At 52.8% G+C, this 16,373-nt stretch carries 12 protein-coding genes; 8 read left to right on the top strand and 4 right to left on the bottom strand.

Translation table 11 applies throughout. The features are described from left to right. Positions 1–51: 51 nt before the first annotated feature. Together L579_RS20045 and L579_RS20040 are read left to right on the top strand one after the other, a co-directional pair. Complete coding sequence (locus L579_RS20045; RefSeq protein ID WP_021185989.1) at positions 52–1,014, top strand: aldo/keto reductase; 963 nt, start codon at positions 52–54, stop codon at positions 1,012–1,014. Between the two features lie 247 nt (positions 1,015–1,261). Further along, positions 1,262–2,599, top strand: a complete 1,338-nt coding sequence (locus L579_RS20040; protein WP_021185988.1) for a carbohydrate porin — start codon at positions 1,262–1,264, stop codon at positions 2,597–2,599. An 82-nt stretch (positions 2,600–2,681) separates the two neighbouring features. On the opposite strand, the gene yegD is transcribed toward L579_RS20040, so the two are convergent. The 3 genes from yegD to L579_RS20025 form a co-directional block, all read right to left on the bottom strand. Continuing rightward, positions 2,682–4,034: a molecular chaperone gene (gene yegD / locus L579_RS20035; protein ID WP_021185987.1), complete on the bottom strand. Its 1,353-nt coding sequence runs from the start codon at positions 4,032–4,034 to the stop codon at positions 2,682–2,684. Between the two features lie 66 nt (positions 4,035–4,100). Continuing rightward, a complete protein-coding gene (locus L579_RS20030; RefSeq protein ID WP_021185986.1) occupies positions 4,101–6,665 on the bottom strand; it encodes a diguanylate cyclase in 2,565 nt (854 codons plus the stop codon). 159 nt (positions 6,666–6,824) lie between these two features. Then, positions 6,825–7,439 (bottom strand): phosphatase PAP2 family protein, encoded by a 615-nt coding sequence (locus L579_RS20025; protein ID WP_021185985.1) that lies wholly within the window; start codon positions 7,437–7,439, stop codon positions 6,825–6,827. Between the two features lie 239 nt (positions 7,440–7,678). Between L579_RS20025 and udk the strand changes: the two genes are divergently transcribed. From udk to asmA, 3 genes are all read left to right on the top strand, one after another. Further along, positions 7,679–8,320 carry a uridine kinase gene (udk, locus tag L579_RS20020; protein WP_021185984.1) on the top strand — a complete coding sequence of 214 codons (642 nt, stop codon included), beginning with the start codon at positions 7,679–7,681 and terminating at the stop codon, positions 8,318–8,320. A gap of 82 nt (positions 8,321–8,402) precedes the next feature. Then, on the top strand, positions 8,403–8,984 hold the full coding sequence (dcd, locus tag L579_RS20015) for a dCTP deaminase (protein ID WP_021185983.1): 582 nt from the start codon (positions 8,403–8,405) through the stop codon (positions 8,982–8,984). Between the two features lie 21 nt (positions 8,985–9,005). Next, positions 9,006–10,805 (top strand): outer membrane assembly protein AsmA, encoded by a 1,800-nt coding sequence (asmA, locus tag L579_RS20010; protein ID WP_021185982.1) that lies wholly within the window; start codon positions 9,006–9,008, stop codon positions 10,803–10,805. A gap of 33 nt (positions 10,806–10,838) precedes the next feature. Here the strand turns inward: asmA and L579_RS20005 are convergent, their stop codons facing one another. After that, the gene (locus L579_RS20005) at positions 10,839–12,410 is read right to left on the bottom strand and encodes a TerC family protein (RefSeq protein WP_021185981.1); all 1,572 of its coding nucleotides are present in this window, start codon (positions 12,408–12,410) and stop codon (positions 10,839–10,841) included. A gap of 787 nt (positions 12,411–13,197) precedes the next feature. Here L579_RS20005 and wbaP point away from each other — a divergent pair. The 3 genes from wbaP (at position 13,198) to L579_RS19990 (ending at position 16,368) form a co-directional block, all read left to right on the top strand. After that, entirely contained in the window at positions 13,198–14,631 is a 1,434-nt protein-coding gene (gene wbaP / locus L579_RS20000) for an undecaprenyl-phosphate galactose phosphotransferase WbaP (RefSeq protein ID WP_021185980.1), read from the top strand. 153 nt (positions 14,632–14,784) lie between these two features. Further along, a complete protein-coding gene (locus L579_RS19995; RefSeq protein ID WP_036627640.1) occupies positions 14,785–15,924 on the top strand; it encodes a polysaccharide export protein in 1,140 nt (379 codons plus the stop codon). Between the two features lie 9 nt (positions 15,925–15,933). Next, positions 15,934–16,368, top strand: a complete 435-nt coding sequence (locus tag L579_RS19990) for an arsenate reductase/protein-tyrosine-phosphatase family protein (RefSeq protein ID WP_021185978.1) — start codon at positions 15,934–15,936, stop codon at positions 16,366–16,368. Positions 16,369–16,373: the final 5 nt, after the last annotated feature.

Genomic DNA, 16,373 nt, shown 5'->3' with positions numbered 1-16,373 from the left:
TTTGCTAAGCTGGAGAGCTGAGCCGTCTCGTTTCAATTAAGGAGAAATAAAATGAGTCAACAATCAACTCGCCAGCTTGGCGACACGGGTATAGCAGTGCCGGTTCTTACTTTTGGTGGGAATGTGTTTGGCTGGACCGTGGATGAGAAAACGTCCTTTTCCTTGCTGGATGCATTGGTGGAGAAGGGATTGTGGTTTATTGACACCGCCGATGTTTATTCGCGCTGGGCGCCTGGCAATCAGGGCGGTGAATCGGAAACCATTATTGGTAAATGGCTGAAAAAAACCGGCAAACGCGACAGTATCGTGCTGGCAACCAAAGTGGGTATGGAGATGTCACCGGATAAAACCGGCCTGAAACCGCAATATATTCGCCAGGCGGTGGAAGACTCACTGCGTCGTCTGCAAACTGATTATATCGACCTGTATCAGGCGCACCGCGATGATCAGGATACGCCGCTGGCTGACACGCTGGCCGCGTTCGATTCATTGATCAAAGAAGGGAAGGTACGGGCGATAGGTGCCTCCAACTACAGCGCCGAACGGTTGCAGGAAGCGCTGGACATCAGCGAGCAGCAGGGGCTGGCACGTTATGAAACGTTACAACCGGAGTACAACCTGTATGATCGCCAGGGCTATGAAAGCGGTCTGGAGCAAGTTGCAGTGGAACATGGGCTGGGCGTGATTAACTACTATTCACTGGCCAGTGGCTTCCTCAGCGGCAAATATCGTACCGCAGCAGATGCCAGCAAAAGTGCGCGTGGACAGGGCGTGGTCGCAAAATATCTTAATCCGCGCGGCTTGCGCATTCTTGATGCGCTGGACACCGTGGCCGATTCCCATGATGCGTCACCCACTCAGGTCGCCCTGGCATGGCAGATTGCCCGCCCGAGCATCACCGCGCCGATTGTCAGCGCGACCTCGTTAGCGCAGATTGATGATTTGGTGCAGGCAACGCAACTCAGGTTAGGTAAACAAGAGATTGAAGAACTGTCGCGCGCCAGTGCCGGTTAATTATCCTTTCGTCGCGGTGCGATTTATCGCGCCGCAACAATGGGTTACTGAAATTAACCGGAGCGTAATTTTTTCCAGTCAAAAAATGCCATTTTTGTCAAAAGATATTCATTCATAGATCGCTGTCACAATTGCATTAATTAACTGTCACATCAGGGAACTCTGAGCACATATTTGCAAAAATCACCCCACCCTCAGCACTATTCTCTGCTCGATCTTTCCAGTAACTCACAAAAGAATAATCATTATGAACAGAAAAGAAGCAGTGCAACGCATCCCGAGCCGTCTGGCCGCGGGAACGATTATGTTCGCTCTGCTGAGCGCATCTGCCGTGGCAGCAGATGCATTCAGCTACGATTCTCCCTATATGTTTGGTGACTGGGGCGGTTACCGAACGCAGCTTGAGAACGATGGCGTCAAATTTGACGTTAACTACACCATGGAAAGCGCCTCTAACCTTGGTGGCGGTTATGACAAAAACACCTCGATGCGCTACAGCGATCAGTGGGCGTTTGGTGTCAATCTCGATCTGGAAAAACTGCTGAACTGGCAGGATGCCGAATTCCAGATGACCATTACCGATCGTAATGGCCAGAACATCTCTGATCAGGTGGGCGATCCGCGTACTGGCACGCTCTCTTCCGTTCAGGAAGTGTACGGTCGCGGTCAGACCTGGCGTTTAACCCAATTCTGGTTACGCCAGGGACTATTTAATGACGTGGTCGATATCAAAGCGGGTCGTGTCACCGTGGGTGAAGACTTCGATAACTTCGACAGCAAATTCCAGAACCTGGCGTTCGGCAGTGGCCAGGCCGGTAACTGGCGTGGCGACCGTTGGTACAACTGGCCGGTTTCACAATGGGGCGGTCGTATCAAAGTTAACATTACGCCGGAAGTGTTCTTCCAGGTGGGCTTCTATAACGACAACCCGAAAAACTACGATACCGGCAATGGCTTCCGCCTTGATATGAACAATTCACTCGGCAACATGGTGCCGGTGGAATTGGGTTGGAAACCGACCTTTGGCCCGGACAAACTGCCGGGTAACTACCGTATCGGTTACTACTATTCGTCAGTTGATGGCGATGTGTATGGCAGCTGGCGTAATGGCGCTTACCAGGATCAGGCGCATGCCTATGGTGGTTATGTCCTGTTGCAACAACAGCTGACGGCGCAGGGCGGCGATGCCAGCCGTGGTCTGGGCGTCACGGTTCAGGCGGTGATGAACGATCACAAAACCTCAAAAACCGACAACTATCAATCCATCAGCTTTACCTGGAAAGGACCGTTTGATGCGCGTCCTGCCGACGAAATTGGTATTGGTGCAGCACGTATCCACGTAAACAGCTCCTATACCACTGCATTACGTCAGCAAAATGCGGCGAATGGTGAAACGGACTACAACAGCCCGACCTATCTGCCGATTCAGGATGGTTCTGAATATAACTATGAAATCTATTACAACGCTCAGTTGACCAAATGGCTGCAACTGCGTCCAAACCTGCAATATGTTGTAGCGCCGGGGGCAGTGAGCGAAGTGAAAGATGCGTTTATCGGCGGTATCGCGGCGAATATCAATTTCTGATTAATCACTTACCAAAGAGGCGTCCGGTGGGACGCCTCCAATTCTGCGCGATAAATCGCGCCGCGACGAAAATTATGTTTGGTTAACCGAACATAATCTCGGCCCAACGGGCCAGACCTGCGGTAACTGAGCCAAAATCATCGCCACTGGCAATGGGCGTATCCGGTAATGCCTGCTGTAACGCTGCACGCAGCACCGGTGAACGGGCGCTGCCGCCGGTCAGATAGATCACCTCCGGCTTGGTCTCACAGGTCGCCAGTGCCAGATGCACCTGTTCCAGAATGCGTTCCAGCGGTTGATTGATCGCCTCTTTCAGCTGTGCCGCGCTGGTTTCCGTCTGCAACTGCGCAGCAATAAATGTCAGCGAAGCGGAGGTAACCGGTTGATCGGAAAGCGCGATCTTGCTCTCTTCCGCCGCACGCACCAGCCGATAGCTCAGTTTCTGTTGCCATACCTTCAGCAGGTATGTGACCTGATCAGGATCCTGGGCATCACGTACCAGGTCGCGCAGTAGCTTGCCGCAGGCGGCAGAGTAAAACTCGCTTTGTGCCGGAACATCGTTGATCGCCACCGCGTTCCACCACGGCAGGGCGGGGAGGGCGATGCCTTTCTGCGTGTTACCGCCAAGACCGAGCAGCGGCATCAGGGTTTTGAACGCCAGCATAATATCCAGATCGTTTCCGCCCACGCGGCAACCGCTGTGCCCCAGCAAGCTGGCGCGACGATCGGCTTTATTGCGCCATTCCGGTCCCATCAACAGCATCGAGCAGTCGGTAGTACCGCCGCCGATATCGACCACCAACACCCGTGTCTCTTTGGTCAGTGTGGCTTCAAAATCCAAACCTGCGGCCACCGGTTCAAACTGAAATTCCACATCGCGGAAACCGGCGCGTTTAGCCGCACGCAGTAGAATCCCCTGCGCCTGCTCATTCGCTTCATCTCCGCCCAGACCCTGGAAGTTAATCGGACGACCAATCACCGCCTGATCAATTGGCTGGTCGAGCTGGCTTTCACCCTGCTGGCGGATATGCAGCATCATGGCGCAGACCAAATCTTCAAACAGCGCGATCTGCTGCGGTTTCAGGCCGTTGGCCCCGAGAAAGGATTTGGGCGATTTAACAAACCACACCTCTTCCGGGTCAACCATATAGTTTTGCAACGCAGTAAGCCCAAACTGGACGCTGCTGGCGGTCACATCGATGTCTTCTTCACGGTTAAAACGCAACGCGCGTTGCAGCAACGCCTGACCTTCGCTATCGGGAGTCGGCACCTGATGGTGACGGTAAAGCCATTCGCTGATAGCTTCGCGGGTGGGTGCGCAAATCATGGAGGGAAGCAGGCGCTGGCCATTTTCCAGCGTCAGCAGCCGTGGTGTGCCCGCATCGCTGACTGCGATGGAACAGTTGGCGGTGCCATAATCGAATCCGATAAACATTATTGTCCCCCATGCCGGAAAAAAGGGGGCGACTTTAGCGCAGCTCGCGCGGGCAGGCAAGGCAGATTACATCTGTATTTCCTGATAAACATGATATTGCCCGCGTCCGGCGTGTTTGGCGCTGTAGCAGGCAACGTCGGCCTGGGACATCACCAGATTGCTGATGCAATTATGCTCGTCAATCTGCGTCATACCGGCGCTGGCACCGACCTGATAGATACTGTCCAGCCACATAAAACGATACTGATTGATCGCCGTCACCAACCGTTGCACCACCTCGCGCACGTCATCGACCTCGCAGTCCGGCAACAGCAAGCCAAATTCGTCACCGCCGAGGCGGGCGAGGAAATCACTGCTACGGATATGGTGTTGCATCAGCTCACTAAGCTCGCGCAACAACGCATCTCCGGCAGCATGGCCCGCGGTATCATTCACCGCTTTAAATTTGTCGAGGTCGATAAATACCAGCACATGCTGATGCTGGTTAACCGCCGCATCACTCAGCAAACGTTTCAACTGTCTTTCAAAGTTGAGGCGATTGGGTAAACGCGTCAGCATATCGTGAGAGGCGCTATAACTCAGACGCTTCATCATCTTGCGTGATTCGCTGACGTCCTGAATGACCATCACTGCCCCAATACTCTCGCCAGTCAGCGTTTTCAGTGGGGTGATGCTGTAATGGACTTCGAATACGCCCCCGTCAGCGGTGTGCAACACCAGCTCTTCTTCCAGGTCTGGCGTGGTTTTTTCTGCCGGAAGCTGGCACAACAGCAGATTGTGGATCCGCGCTCCGGCAGGGCCATGCGTGATGTTGAGCAACTCGGAGATTGCCATCCCTGCTGCGGCATCCTGTGTCCAGCCGGTCATCTTTTCTGCCACCGGATTCATAAAGGTGACCTGCATTTCATCGTTGGTGCTGATCACCGCTTCACCGATCGAATCCAGGGTAATCGCCATGCGTTCTTTTTCCTGGAATAAGGCATCGTTCAGTGCGCGCAGGTGGGTAATATCCTGGCTGATACCGAGCATACGTTCGATCTGCCCATCCTGGCTGAGGATACGGTTGGCTTCGGTACGCACATAACGAATCCCCTCCGATAATCCGATGCGGTATTCCATATGAAACGCACTGCGGCGTTCAATCGCCTGCTGCACCGTCAGCGCGACATATTCTTGTTCTGTCGGGTGCACCCGTTGTAACCACAGGTCATAGGTAGGGACTTCATGCGGTGCCAGCGCAAACAACTCATACATGCGTTTGTCCCACATCAGCTCACCGGTCACCAGGTTCCATTCCCACACGCCAATGCCGCCCGCTTCATTGGCGAGGGTAATGCGTTCCATCAGGCGTCGATTCACTTGCTCACTCTGCTTAAGCTCAGAGATATCAACGATTTGTGAAATGAAATATAGCGGTTGCTGTTGGGCATCCCGCACCACTGACACGGTCAGGCGCGCCCATACCGTTTCGCCATCTTTGCGGAAATAACGCTTTTCCAGGGTGTAAGTCATGATTTCACCCTCCAGCAGCCGCCTGAGTTGCTGTAAATCGTTATTCAGATCGTCAGGGTGGGTGATTTGCTGAAAAGTGAGCTTACGCAACTCTTCCGCCGGAAAGCCCAGGGTTCGGCACAGCGATTGGTTGACCTGCAACCAATTACCCTGCGGGGAAACCAGCGCCATGCCGATCGCGGAATACTCCATAGCGTTACGGAAGCGGGTTTCGCTCTCAGCGATATGATTTTTTTCACGCTGGAATGCATCCATCACCAGCGCCATAACGTGGCTGGGGATGAGCACCAACAGGAAGGGCAGCCAGGTTCCAGCCTGACCCAGCATACGGTCATCGTGACCGAGATTGACCAGGTTGAATGCCAGCAGCAGCGAGATAAAGCTGGAGTTGAGCAGGAACAGTAAAAAGGCTTCGAACTTGGGTAAGCGTATCGCACACCAAAACAGGATCACCACAATAAAGGTGAAGGGCCACGGCAGATAACGCAGGCTGAGGTAGCTGGCAAGCAGGGTAAAGGCCAGGGTGAGGACTGTTTCTATACTGCGATGGCGCGCAACCGGGTTTTCCTGCTTTCCTAACGGCCACAGCAGCAACACCGGACCCAGCGCCAGCATACCAATGACTTCAGAAATCACCCAGGTGGAGAAAAACGGCAGCGAGGCGGTGCCACTGACGCTTAACAACCACAGTGCCAGCAAGCCGCCGACAAAAGGCGCGATAATACCGGCAGTGACCACATAACGGCCCCAGTCCAGCAGTGAGTCGAGGGGCGCGCGCCGATCGAGCAGCACACGCAGCATGATGCCGCCCATCAGCGCCTGTAACATGTTAAGCAGGGCAAATTTGAGGTTGCTGACCGCCGGGCCAATCACCAGGAGGTTGGCTAACGCAGTACCCACCATGCAGCCTAATAATAACAGCGGCACGCGGTGCACCGGGGCGCGGAACACCACAATGGTCATTAATGCGGTGGAGAACCACAACGGAGAAATACGCCCGCTGACAATGATCAGTTCCAGACAGAATAACGTCAGCACAAACGCAACTACCCCCAGGTAGAGGGCGTTGAGCCAATGTTTCTTTGAGCCATCCTGCGAGGTTAAAATTTCGAGGGTCATGCACGAATCCAGCAGCGCGCATTCGCAACACGACGAAAAATGCGCCAGTCATTCTCTAACTGGCATGCTAGCACATCTGGAAAAGATGTCTGCCGCGAATTCACTTTTCTACCTTATTCAACGCATTGAATCGCCCTTTATTAACAAAGGGCTGACTGATCACTGACGAAAAAGATCCGCACGAGTATAAGGTTTTTCCAGCCCGGCGAGGTCAGCGGAGAAGCGTTCAAGGAATTGCTGGGTGGTCGCAACCCGCCCGTGGCTCATCAGTAACAGTGGTACCAGAAATGCGATACCCATCTGCGGCAGACTAAAACCTTTAAGTGCGGTGTCGCGCTGGCTGAGCAGAAACGCACTGCTGAGGGTAAAGCCCAGCATCAGGCCGGCAAGCACTTCACTGAGCGAATGCGCATGGATCACCAAACGCGAGAATCCGACCATCATCGGAATCAGGTAGCCGACACCAATGGTGCACAGCCGCCAGAAACCAGACCAGCGACCGGACACCAGCCACATCATCACCGGCCAGAGCGTCGCTGACATGGCACTGTGGCCACTGAATCCGGTGAAGTTAAATCTGGCGCTGCCGATGCCAAAGCCGAGAAACATGATTTTCGAGATGCTGACCAGCAAACCCGCGAGGCCAAATGCCAGCAACCAGTACCAGACGGTACGATGGTTGTCGCTTTTCCACGGCAACACCAGTGCGATGATCACCGCGGTGGGGATCAGCAACATACTGTCACCGAAATACGTCAGGGTTTTCCAGCTCATACTTCTCCTTGCGGGCTTACAATCGAACAGGCGCAACGCTGCATACCGCGTCGGCATGAAGAACAGTGTATCGATTATGCGCCCCGCTGCAAAAGGGGATAATCTGAAAAGGTGTCGGCTGCATTTCTCTGGCATCAAACCGGTGAAATCCCTATAATTGCCGCCAACCAAACCCTCTCATTATCGGCCCGTCGAAGCATATGCTTCAACAGGCTCCAGTTATCAGGTCTTAAAAAAGTATGACTGACAAGTCTCATCAGTGCGTGATCGTTGGCATTGCAGGTGCATCCGCATCCGGAAAAAGTCTTATTGCCAGCACGCTCTACCGTGAAATCCGTGACCAGGTCGGTGACGAGCATATCGGGGTGATCCCGGAAGATGCCTACTACAAAGATCAAAGTCATCTCACAATGGAAGAGAGGGTAAAAACCAATTATGACCATCCCAGCGCGATGGATCATGACTTGTTACTGCAACATTTGCAGGCGCTGAAGGCAGGCCAGAACATTGATCTGCCGGTTTACAGTTATGTCGAGCACACCCGTACCTCTGAATCTATCCATCTGAAGCCGAAAAAAGTGATCATTCTGGAAGGGATTCTGTTGCTGACTGATGCACGCTTGCGTCAGGAGATGAATTTCTCCATCTTTGTCGACACCCCGCTGGATATCTGTCTGATGCGTCGTATGAAACGCGATGTTAATGAACGTGGTCGTTCGATGGATTCGGTGATGAGCCAGTACCAGAAAACCGTGCGCCCGATGTTCCTGCAATTTATCGAGCCTTCCAAGCAGTACGCCGACATTATTGTGCCGCGCGGCGGGAAAAACCGTATTGCTATTGATATCCTCAAGGCAAAAATTAACCAGTTCTTCGAATAAACCGCGTCCGGATGGACGTGTGCGGCTCAGGTTGTCACCAAATGGCAGCCTTTCGCTACACTTAAATCATGGAGTTACAGCGATGAGATTATGCGATCGCGATATAGAAACCTGGCTGGACAGCGGTAAGCTGGCGATCACACCGCGTCCACCGGTTGAACGTATTAATGGGGCCACCGTAGATGTGCGCCTGGGCAATCAGTTCCGCACGTTTAGCGGTCACACTGCACCTTTTATCGATTTAAGTGGTCCGAAGCATGAGGTGAGTGCTGCGCTGGACCGCGTGATGAGCGATGAAATCGTGCTGCCGGAAGGGGAAGCCTTCTTTCTGCATCCGGGGGAACTGGCGCTGGCGGTGACGCTGGAGTCGGTGACGATACCCGATGATCTCGTCGGCTGGCTGGATGGTCGTTCATCACTGGCGCGTCTGGGATTGATGGTGCATGTTACGGCGCACCGTATTGATCCCGGCTGGCAGGGACGGATTGTGCTGGAGTTTTACAACTCGGGTAAGCTGCCGCTGGCGTTGCGTCCCGGCATGTTGATTGGGGCATTAAGCTTTGAGCCGCTCTCTGGTCCGGCAGCGCGTCCTTACAATCGTCGTGAAGATGCGAAATATCGCGGTCAGCAGGGTGCTGATGCCAGCCGTATCGACAAAGATTGATCGTCAAACTTTGAGGAAGTAATGAGAAGATTGATAACCACGCTGGCCATCCTGTTAGTGGTGGTCGTCGCGGGAATGACCGCTCTGGTGTTGCTGGTAAACCCCAACGACTTTCGTACCTATATGGTACATCAGGTGGAACAACGAAGTGGTTATCGGCTTCAGGTTAACGGCGATTTACGTTGGCATGTATGGCCGCAGCTCAGTATTCTCGCGGGGCGTATGAGCCTGACAGCGCCGGGTGCCAGCCAGCCGCTGGTTACCGCCGAGAATATGCGTCTTGACGTGAATCTCTGGCCATTACTTTCTCATCAACTCAGCGTCAGTCAGGTGATGCTGAAGAATGCCATCATTCGTGTCACACCCGACAGCGATGCGCAAAAACCCACTGGCTCACCTGTGGGGCCGCGTGATACCGAGCCGACTACCAGCAGCAATGGCTGGTCTTTCGATATTGGTAAGCTACGACTTGCTGATAGCCTGCTTATCTGGCAGCAGCAGGGTGGCGACGAATATAACTTCCGCGATTTCAATCTCAGCCTGAATCAGGATGCCAGCAAACAAGCCAGCATCGATCTCAGCACCCGTGTTTCACGTAATCAGCGTAATTTCACTGTCAGTCTGAAAGGGCAGTTCGATGCGGCTCAGTACCCCCATCGTCTCAGTGGGCGCATTGATGCGCTGGATTACACCCTTGATGGCGCGAATCTTCCGACGCAGGGGATTAAAGGGACGTTAAGCGGTGAGGGTGAGTGGAACAGTGACCGGCAGCAGTTTGCCTTAAATAAATTGCAGCTGAGCGCCAACGACAGTTCTCTTGATGGCAGTGCTGAAGGGAGCCTGATGCTGCCGCAGCGGCTTGATCTTAAATTGCATGCGACGGCGCTTAACCTCGATAACCTGATGGTCAGTGCGCCGGCAACTGATAGCAGTGCCGCGCAGCATGCCACTGTGATACGCACGCCAGTGATTGCGGAACCACGCGAACGTGACAATAGCGATTCTCCGCTGAATATGATGGATCTGGCGCTCAACCTGACGGCAGATCAGGCGGTATGGCGTGGCCTGACGCTCAGTCAGTTGCAACTGACGGCGAGCAACCAGGAAGGGTTGATGACGCTGAGTCAATTACAGGGCAAGTTGGGTGACGGGCAATTTTCTATTCCGGGCACTGTCGATATTCGTCATCCAATCACCACGGTGACACTGCAACCCGAATTGCAGCAGGTGGCGATTGCGCCATTGCTGAAGGCGTTTGCCTTGCCGGAAGTGCTTCAGGGGACGGTATCTCTGCAAGGGGATTTGAGCGGCAGTGGTCTGAGCATTGATGATGCTAAACAGAAGTGGCAGGGTAGTGCAGAGCTGACGGCGACCAACCTGCAACTCGCGCAGCTTAATCTGCAACAGATGGTGAGCCGTGCCGTGGCGCGCGTCAGCAATCGCCTCAGCAATGATGAAGGTGAAGATCAGAGCATCCAGCAACTGAGTGGCCGCATCAGCCTGAATAAAGGTGTTGTCACGCTGCCTGATTTACAGGGCGGCAGCAATCATCTGGCGGTACAGAGCCAGGGGAATATCAATCTGCTTACCCGTCAGTTGGATGTGACCATCAATATGATGTTGCGTGGCTGGAAAGGGGACGAGAAGCTGGCTGCGGTCATGAATGAGCAGACCATCCCCCTGCGGATGTACGGGCCGTGGGATAATTTGCAGTACTCGCTGCCGGTAGATCAGGTATTGCGCCAGCAATTGCAAAGCGAAGCGAAGAACCGACTGGAACAGTGGCTGGATCGTCAGCAATCATCACAGAAGAAACCCTGATTGACCAACGTAACGGCGCGATTTATCGCGCTGTTACGAAAGTGGATCGCCTATTCTGTCCAGCGGCACAATCTCTACCTTCTGGACGCGATGATTTTCCACCCGCAATGTCCGCAATAGATAATCCCCCACCTGCAACTCCTCACCTTCCTGCGGCACATGCTGGAGGCTATCCATCAGCAAACCGGCCAGTGTGTGATAATTGCGCTTTTCATCCAGCGGCAGCCGGACATAGGTCGCCAGATCCTCCAGCGGCATATGTCCGTTGGCAATCCACCCGCCTTGCGGGCCGGGTTGGATGTCGTAGCGGGGATCAATCTCTTCCCCTTCATTGGGGAGATTGCCGGCAATGGTTTCCATCACATCACTCAAGGTAACCACACCTTCCACCGAGCCAAACTCATCGACTACAAAGGCAAAATGCGTGCGTGCCTGACGAAATTGCTCCAGTGCCTGTAGCAGTGTGACGCGCTCGGGAAAAACCAACGGTTGGCGGATGAGTGAACGTAAATCCAGTGATTTTGCGTGCAGCGACTGATGCATTAAATCAATCACATGGACGACACCGAGCGGTTCATTGCCCTTTTCGGTAATCAAAATGCGCGTGTGTTGATTACGGTCGAGCTTGGCCATGATTTCCGCTGGATCTTCACTCAGATCAATATGCTCGATATCGTGACGTGAGGTCATGATGCTGCTGATTTGACGCTGTCCCAACCCCAGCACGCGTGCGATCATCCGTCGCTCCTGTCGGTTAAACAGCGCGCCTTCTTCATCACTTAGCAATGAGGCGGTATCGGCGTCCAGCTCTGCTCGCTGTGCTTCTCCGCGCAAAATACGTAATACGGCTTCGGCGGTACGCTGGCGCAAGGGACGGCCTGCGGAGAGAAAACGACGACGGTTGAACATCGCCAGCTGGTTAAACATTTCAATCAGAATCGAGAAACCGATAGCGGCGTACAGGTAACCTTTCGGGATGATAAAACCGAGTCCTTCAGCGACAAGGCTGAAGCCAATCATCAGCAGAAAACTGAGGCAGAGAATCACGATGGTGGGGTGGCTATTGACGAAGCGCGTTAAGGGTTTGCTGGCCATTAACATCAGCAAGATAGCAATGGTCACCGCCGTCATCATTACCGGCAATTCATTGACCATCCCCACGGCGGTAATCACCGCATCCAACGAGAAAATGGCATCCAGCACCACAATTTGCGCGACTACCGGCCAGAATTTAGCGCCATTTTTGGTTTGACCGTTGTCCTCGTCGCTGCCTTCAAGACGGTCATTCAGTTCGGTGGTGGCTTTATAAAGGAGAAATACCCCTCCGGCAAACAGCAGCAAATCGCGGGCGCTGTAGCTGTGTTGCCACAGGGTAAACAGCGGCTGGGTCAGCGTGACCAGCCAGGAAAGCGAAGCCAGCAGCACCAGGCGCAATAGCAACGCCAGCAGCAGACCAATCACGCGAGCGCGATCGCGCACCACAGGGGGTAGTTTTTCCACCAGAATGGCAATGAAAACCAGGTTATCAATGCCCAGAACCAGCTCAAGAACGATTAGCGTGACTAATCCTGCCCAGAGCGAGGGATCAGCGATCCACTCCAACATGCTTTCATCACCTGAATGTCTGAGAATGAGCTTAGTCTTATCATAGTTAATCCTGTGAGGGGAACAAATACCCCGACCTTGCCGATTTCCGTAGTGCAGCAGCGTAATAAGGAATAATCCGAGAGGGTTTTTTTGACAGATAAGTTGAATGTATGGATAAACACCGCATACCTGAATTTGTTGTGGTTAATTGTTTTCGGGGCGTGACTGCGTTCGTTTTTAATGCGAATTGCTCAGAAGTTGAATATCGAACTTTTCTGATTTTTACGTGGGAATGGCCTGAAAGGGATGGCATCAATACTAATGACTGGTAGTCTTTTTCCTAAAAGAGAGCAGGGAACACGGGGTCTACTTGTAAACAAGCCAGTAATAACTAGTATAGCAACGTGTTAGTAAATGTCTGCGCTTATGTAGTTAATAGCGTCTTGTTTAGCTTCTTAATGTTGAGAATTGTGATCGTGTCCCGGTTAAGGCCAGTTATTGTCATGGCAAACCGGTAACCACGGACGGGAAATTAGGGCAAGTAAAGCGGTATTGGCAGCGACAGCCAAGGGCGGTAGCGTGTCCGAAGTACTTTTTAAACTGGGAATCTGGTCTGCAAGAGTGTTGAAGGAATTCAGACTAATCTGTTGGTATTTATCACAATTTTCTTTCTCGGTAAGGGAATTGACATGAACGCCAGAGATTTTCCCCGCAGATTGCCTGTTCTATGACAGTTTCAATATCGCTCGTTTATTACACAGGCCAGAGGCGTTAAGGATTAGGGAAATAAAATAAAGAGTTAATTATGCGCGATAACGAATTTACCTATAAAAGTCTTCTCACTAAAATTTTACTGGCGTGCTCGGATTTAATTTGTTTCAACGCGGCGTTGTTTATTGCTCTGGCACTCATTAATTCGCTCACGAATTCCCCACTGGCAGATATTTCTGAAAAAGACCTCAATTTAAAAATCGCCACGCACATCTGTTTGTCGATTATTTGTGTTGGCTGGTTCTGGGTGCGGCTGCGTCATTTCACCTATCGCAAACCTTTTTGGTTCGAGTTGAAAGAGATCTTTCGTACCATTCTTATTTTCTCAGTTATCGATTTGTCCATTACCGCACTGTCGCAATGGCAAATGTCGCGTTTCGTCTGGGTACTGACCTGGCTGCTGGCATTAATGTTAATCCCGCTGGGGCGCGCCATTGCAAAACGTGTGCTGAACCGGTTTGGACTGTGGAAAAAGCAGACCATCATCATTGGCAGCAGCAAAAATGCCGTGGAAGCCTGGCAGGCGCTGCAAAGCGAAGAGGTGATGGGATTTGATGTAATTGCCTTTTTCGATGTTGATGGCAGTTGCCCGCAAGCCAGCATCGAAGGTGTGCCGGTGCTACGCAGCGAACACGAACTTTGGCAACTTACCAACAATGAAACGCAGTTTATTGTCGCCGTTGAATTTGAGCAGAGTCAGTACCGCGATAATTGGTTGAAGACGTTGGCGATGCACAACTGCCGTTCGGTGTCAGTGATCCCGACCCTGCGTGGTGTACCGCTCTACGGCACCGATATGGCGTATATCTTCAGCCATGAAGTGATGATTTTGCGCGTTAATAACAACCTGGCAAAACGCACCTCACGCTGCCTGAAGCGCGCGTTCGATATTGTCGGTGCACTCAGCATTATCATCGCGCTGTCCCCAGCCCTGCTGGTGTTAGGGTTCCTTGTCGGACGTGACGGTGGCAATCCAATTTATGGTCATGAACGTGTCGGTATGAATGGCCGAAAATTCAAATGCCTGAAGTTCCGCTCCATGGTGATCAACTCCAAAGAGGTGCTGGAAGAGGTGCTCCGTACCGATCCGGTGGCCCGAGCCGAGTGGGACAAGGACTTCAAGCTGAAAAATGACCCGCGCATCACAAAGGTTGGTCACTTTATTCGTAAAACCAGCCTGGATGAGCTGCCGCAGCTGTGGAACGTGGTCCGTGGCGATATGAGCCTCGTGGGACCGCGTCCGGTTATCGAAGATGAACTCTGCCGTTATGCCGGTGATGTCGATTATTACCTGATGGCGAAACCAGGCATGACGGGATTGTGGCAGGTCAGCGGTCGTAACGACGTTGACTATGAAACGCGTGTCTATTTCGATTCGTGGTACGTCAAAAACTGGTCGCTATGGAATGACATCGCGATTCTGTTTAAGACCGTTGGCGTAGTGCTCAAGCGCGATGGCGCCTATTGATAGACGCGAGGGCAGGGTGACAACAGAAAGCATAGGGAGCAAATGATAATGACCCACAGTTTCGGTGTTTAACCCGTCAGTCTTTGTTTTGTAAGACGCTTACACAGCGGCGTTTTCGCCTCTATCAATCATTAACTGATAGCGAAGATCCAGATGATTACAATGAAAATTAAAATGATACCGTTACTGGTATCCGCCACTATTCTATCCGGGTGCACGATCGAACCAGGTCAGCGCCTTTCCACTAGCGGAAAAGATGTCATTGAACAACAGGATAGCAATTTTGACATCGACAAATACGTTAACGTCTTTCCTTTAACGCCGCGTCTGGTTGAGCAGATGCGCCCGAAACCGCTGGTTGCGCAAGCCAACCCAATGTTGCAGAACGAAATTCAGAACTACGAATATCGTGTTGGCATTGGCGACGTGCTTAACGTAACGGTCTGGGATCACCCGGAATTAACCACCCCGGCAGGTCAGTATCGTAGTGCCAGCGACACCGGTAACTGGGTGCAGGCAGACGGTACCATCTTCTATCCGTATATCGGTAAAGTGCGCGTCGCAGGTCGAACGGTGACCGAAATCCGTGCGGAAATCGCACGTCGTCTGGCGCAGTACATCGAAAGCCCACAGGTGGATGTGAATGTCGCGGCTTTCCGCTCACAAAAAACCTACATCAGTGGTTCAGTGACCACCTCCGGCCAGCAGGCGATCACCAACGTACCCCTTACCGTGCTGGATGCCGTCAACGCCGCCGGTGGCCTGACCGCCGATGCCGACTGGCGCAATGTGGTGCTGACGCACAATGGCCGCGAGCAGCGTATTTCGTTGCAGGCGTTGATGCAAAACGGTGACCTGAGCCAGAACCATCTGCTGTATCCGGGCGATATTCTCTACGTGCCACGTAACGATGATCTGAAGATTTTCGTGATGGGCGAAGTGAAGCAGCAGACCACGCTGAAGATGGACCGCAGCGGTATGACGCTAGCCGAAGCACTGGGCAATGCGCAGGGTATGGATCAGACCACAGCCGATGCCACCGGCGTATTTGTTATTCGTCCTATTCGTGGCAGCAACCGCACCAAGATTGCCAACATCTATCAGTTGAATACCAAAGATGCGGCGTCGATGGTGATGGGCACCGAATTCCAACTGGAGCCGTATGACATTGTTTATGTCACCTCCACTCCGCTCACCCGCTGGAACCGTGTGATTTCCGCGCTGTTACCGACCATTGTGGGTATTGATGATGCAAGCTCCGCAGCACTGCGTTTCCGCAACTGGTCAGACTAAGGTTTAACCATGATTACGTCCGTGTTAGTCGTCTGTGTCGGCAACATTTGCCGCTCCCCTACCGGGGAGCGTCTGTTCAAACGCGCTTTACCTGAAACCCGGGTAGCGTCTGCCGGGTTGGGTGCCTTGCGTGGCTCCCCGGCAGACCAGACCGCCAGTGATGTGGCCGCCAGACATGGCCTCTCGCTGGCGGGACATCATGCTCAACAGTTAACGGCAGATATGTGTCGTGACTATGACCTGATCCTGGTGATGGAAAAGCGTCATGTTGAACAGGTAAATCGCATCGATCCAGCCGCGCGCGGGAAAACCATGCTGCTTGGGCACTGGCTCAACCAACAGGAAATAGCGGACCCGTACAAAAAAAGCCGTGAGGCCTTTGAAGAGGTTTACGGGTTACTGGAAAACGCTACCCAGAAATGGGTCAACGTACTAAGCCGATAGTTGGG

Source organism: Pantoea sp. AS-PWVM4, from assembly GCF_000468095.1.
Classification (GTDB): domain Bacteria; phylum Pseudomonadota; class Gammaproteobacteria; order Enterobacterales; family Enterobacteriaceae; genus Pantoea; species Pantoea phytobeneficialis.
This window is presented reverse-complemented; position numbering and strand designations above follow the sequence as displayed.

Coding starts and splice junctions, on each gene's coding strand:
- L579_RS20045 (WP_021185989.1), top strand. CDS start 52: ATGAGTCAACAATCAACTCGCCAGCTTGGCGACACGGGTATAGCAGTG.
- L579_RS20040 (WP_021185988.1), top strand. CDS start 1,262: ATGAACAGAAAAGAAGCAGTGCAACGCATCCCGAGCCGTCTGGCCGCG.
- yegD (WP_021185987.1), bottom strand. CDS start 4,034: ATGTTTATCGGATTCGATTATGGCACCGCCAACTGTTCCATCGCAGTC.
- L579_RS20030 (WP_021185986.1), bottom strand. CDS start 6,665: ATGACCCTCGAAATTTTAACCTCGCAGGATGGCTCAAAGAAACATTGG.
- L579_RS20025 (WP_021185985.1), bottom strand. CDS start 7,439: ATGAGCTGGAAAACCCTGACGTATTTCGGTGACAGTATGTTGCTGATC.
- udk (WP_021185984.1), top strand. CDS start 7,679: ATGACTGACAAGTCTCATCAGTGCGTGATCGTTGGCATTGCAGGTGCA.
- dcd (WP_021185983.1), top strand. CDS start 8,403: ATGAGATTATGCGATCGCGATATAGAAACCTGGCTGGACAGCGGTAAG.
- asmA (WP_021185982.1), top strand. CDS start 9,006: ATGAGAAGATTGATAACCACGCTGGCCATCCTGTTAGTGGTGGTCGTC.
- L579_RS20005 (WP_021185981.1), bottom strand. CDS start 12,410: ATGTTGGAGTGGATCGCTGATCCCTCGCTCTGGGCAGGATTAGTCACG.
- wbaP (WP_021185980.1), top strand. CDS start 13,198: ATGCGCGATAACGAATTTACCTATAAAAGTCTTCTCACTAAAATTTTA.
- L579_RS19995 (WP_036627640.1), top strand. CDS start 14,785: ATGATTACAATGAAAATTAAAATGATACCGTTACTGGTATCCGCCACT.
- L579_RS19990 (WP_021185978.1), top strand. CDS start 15,934: ATGATTACGTCCGTGTTAGTCGTCTGTGTCGGCAACATTTGCCGCTCC.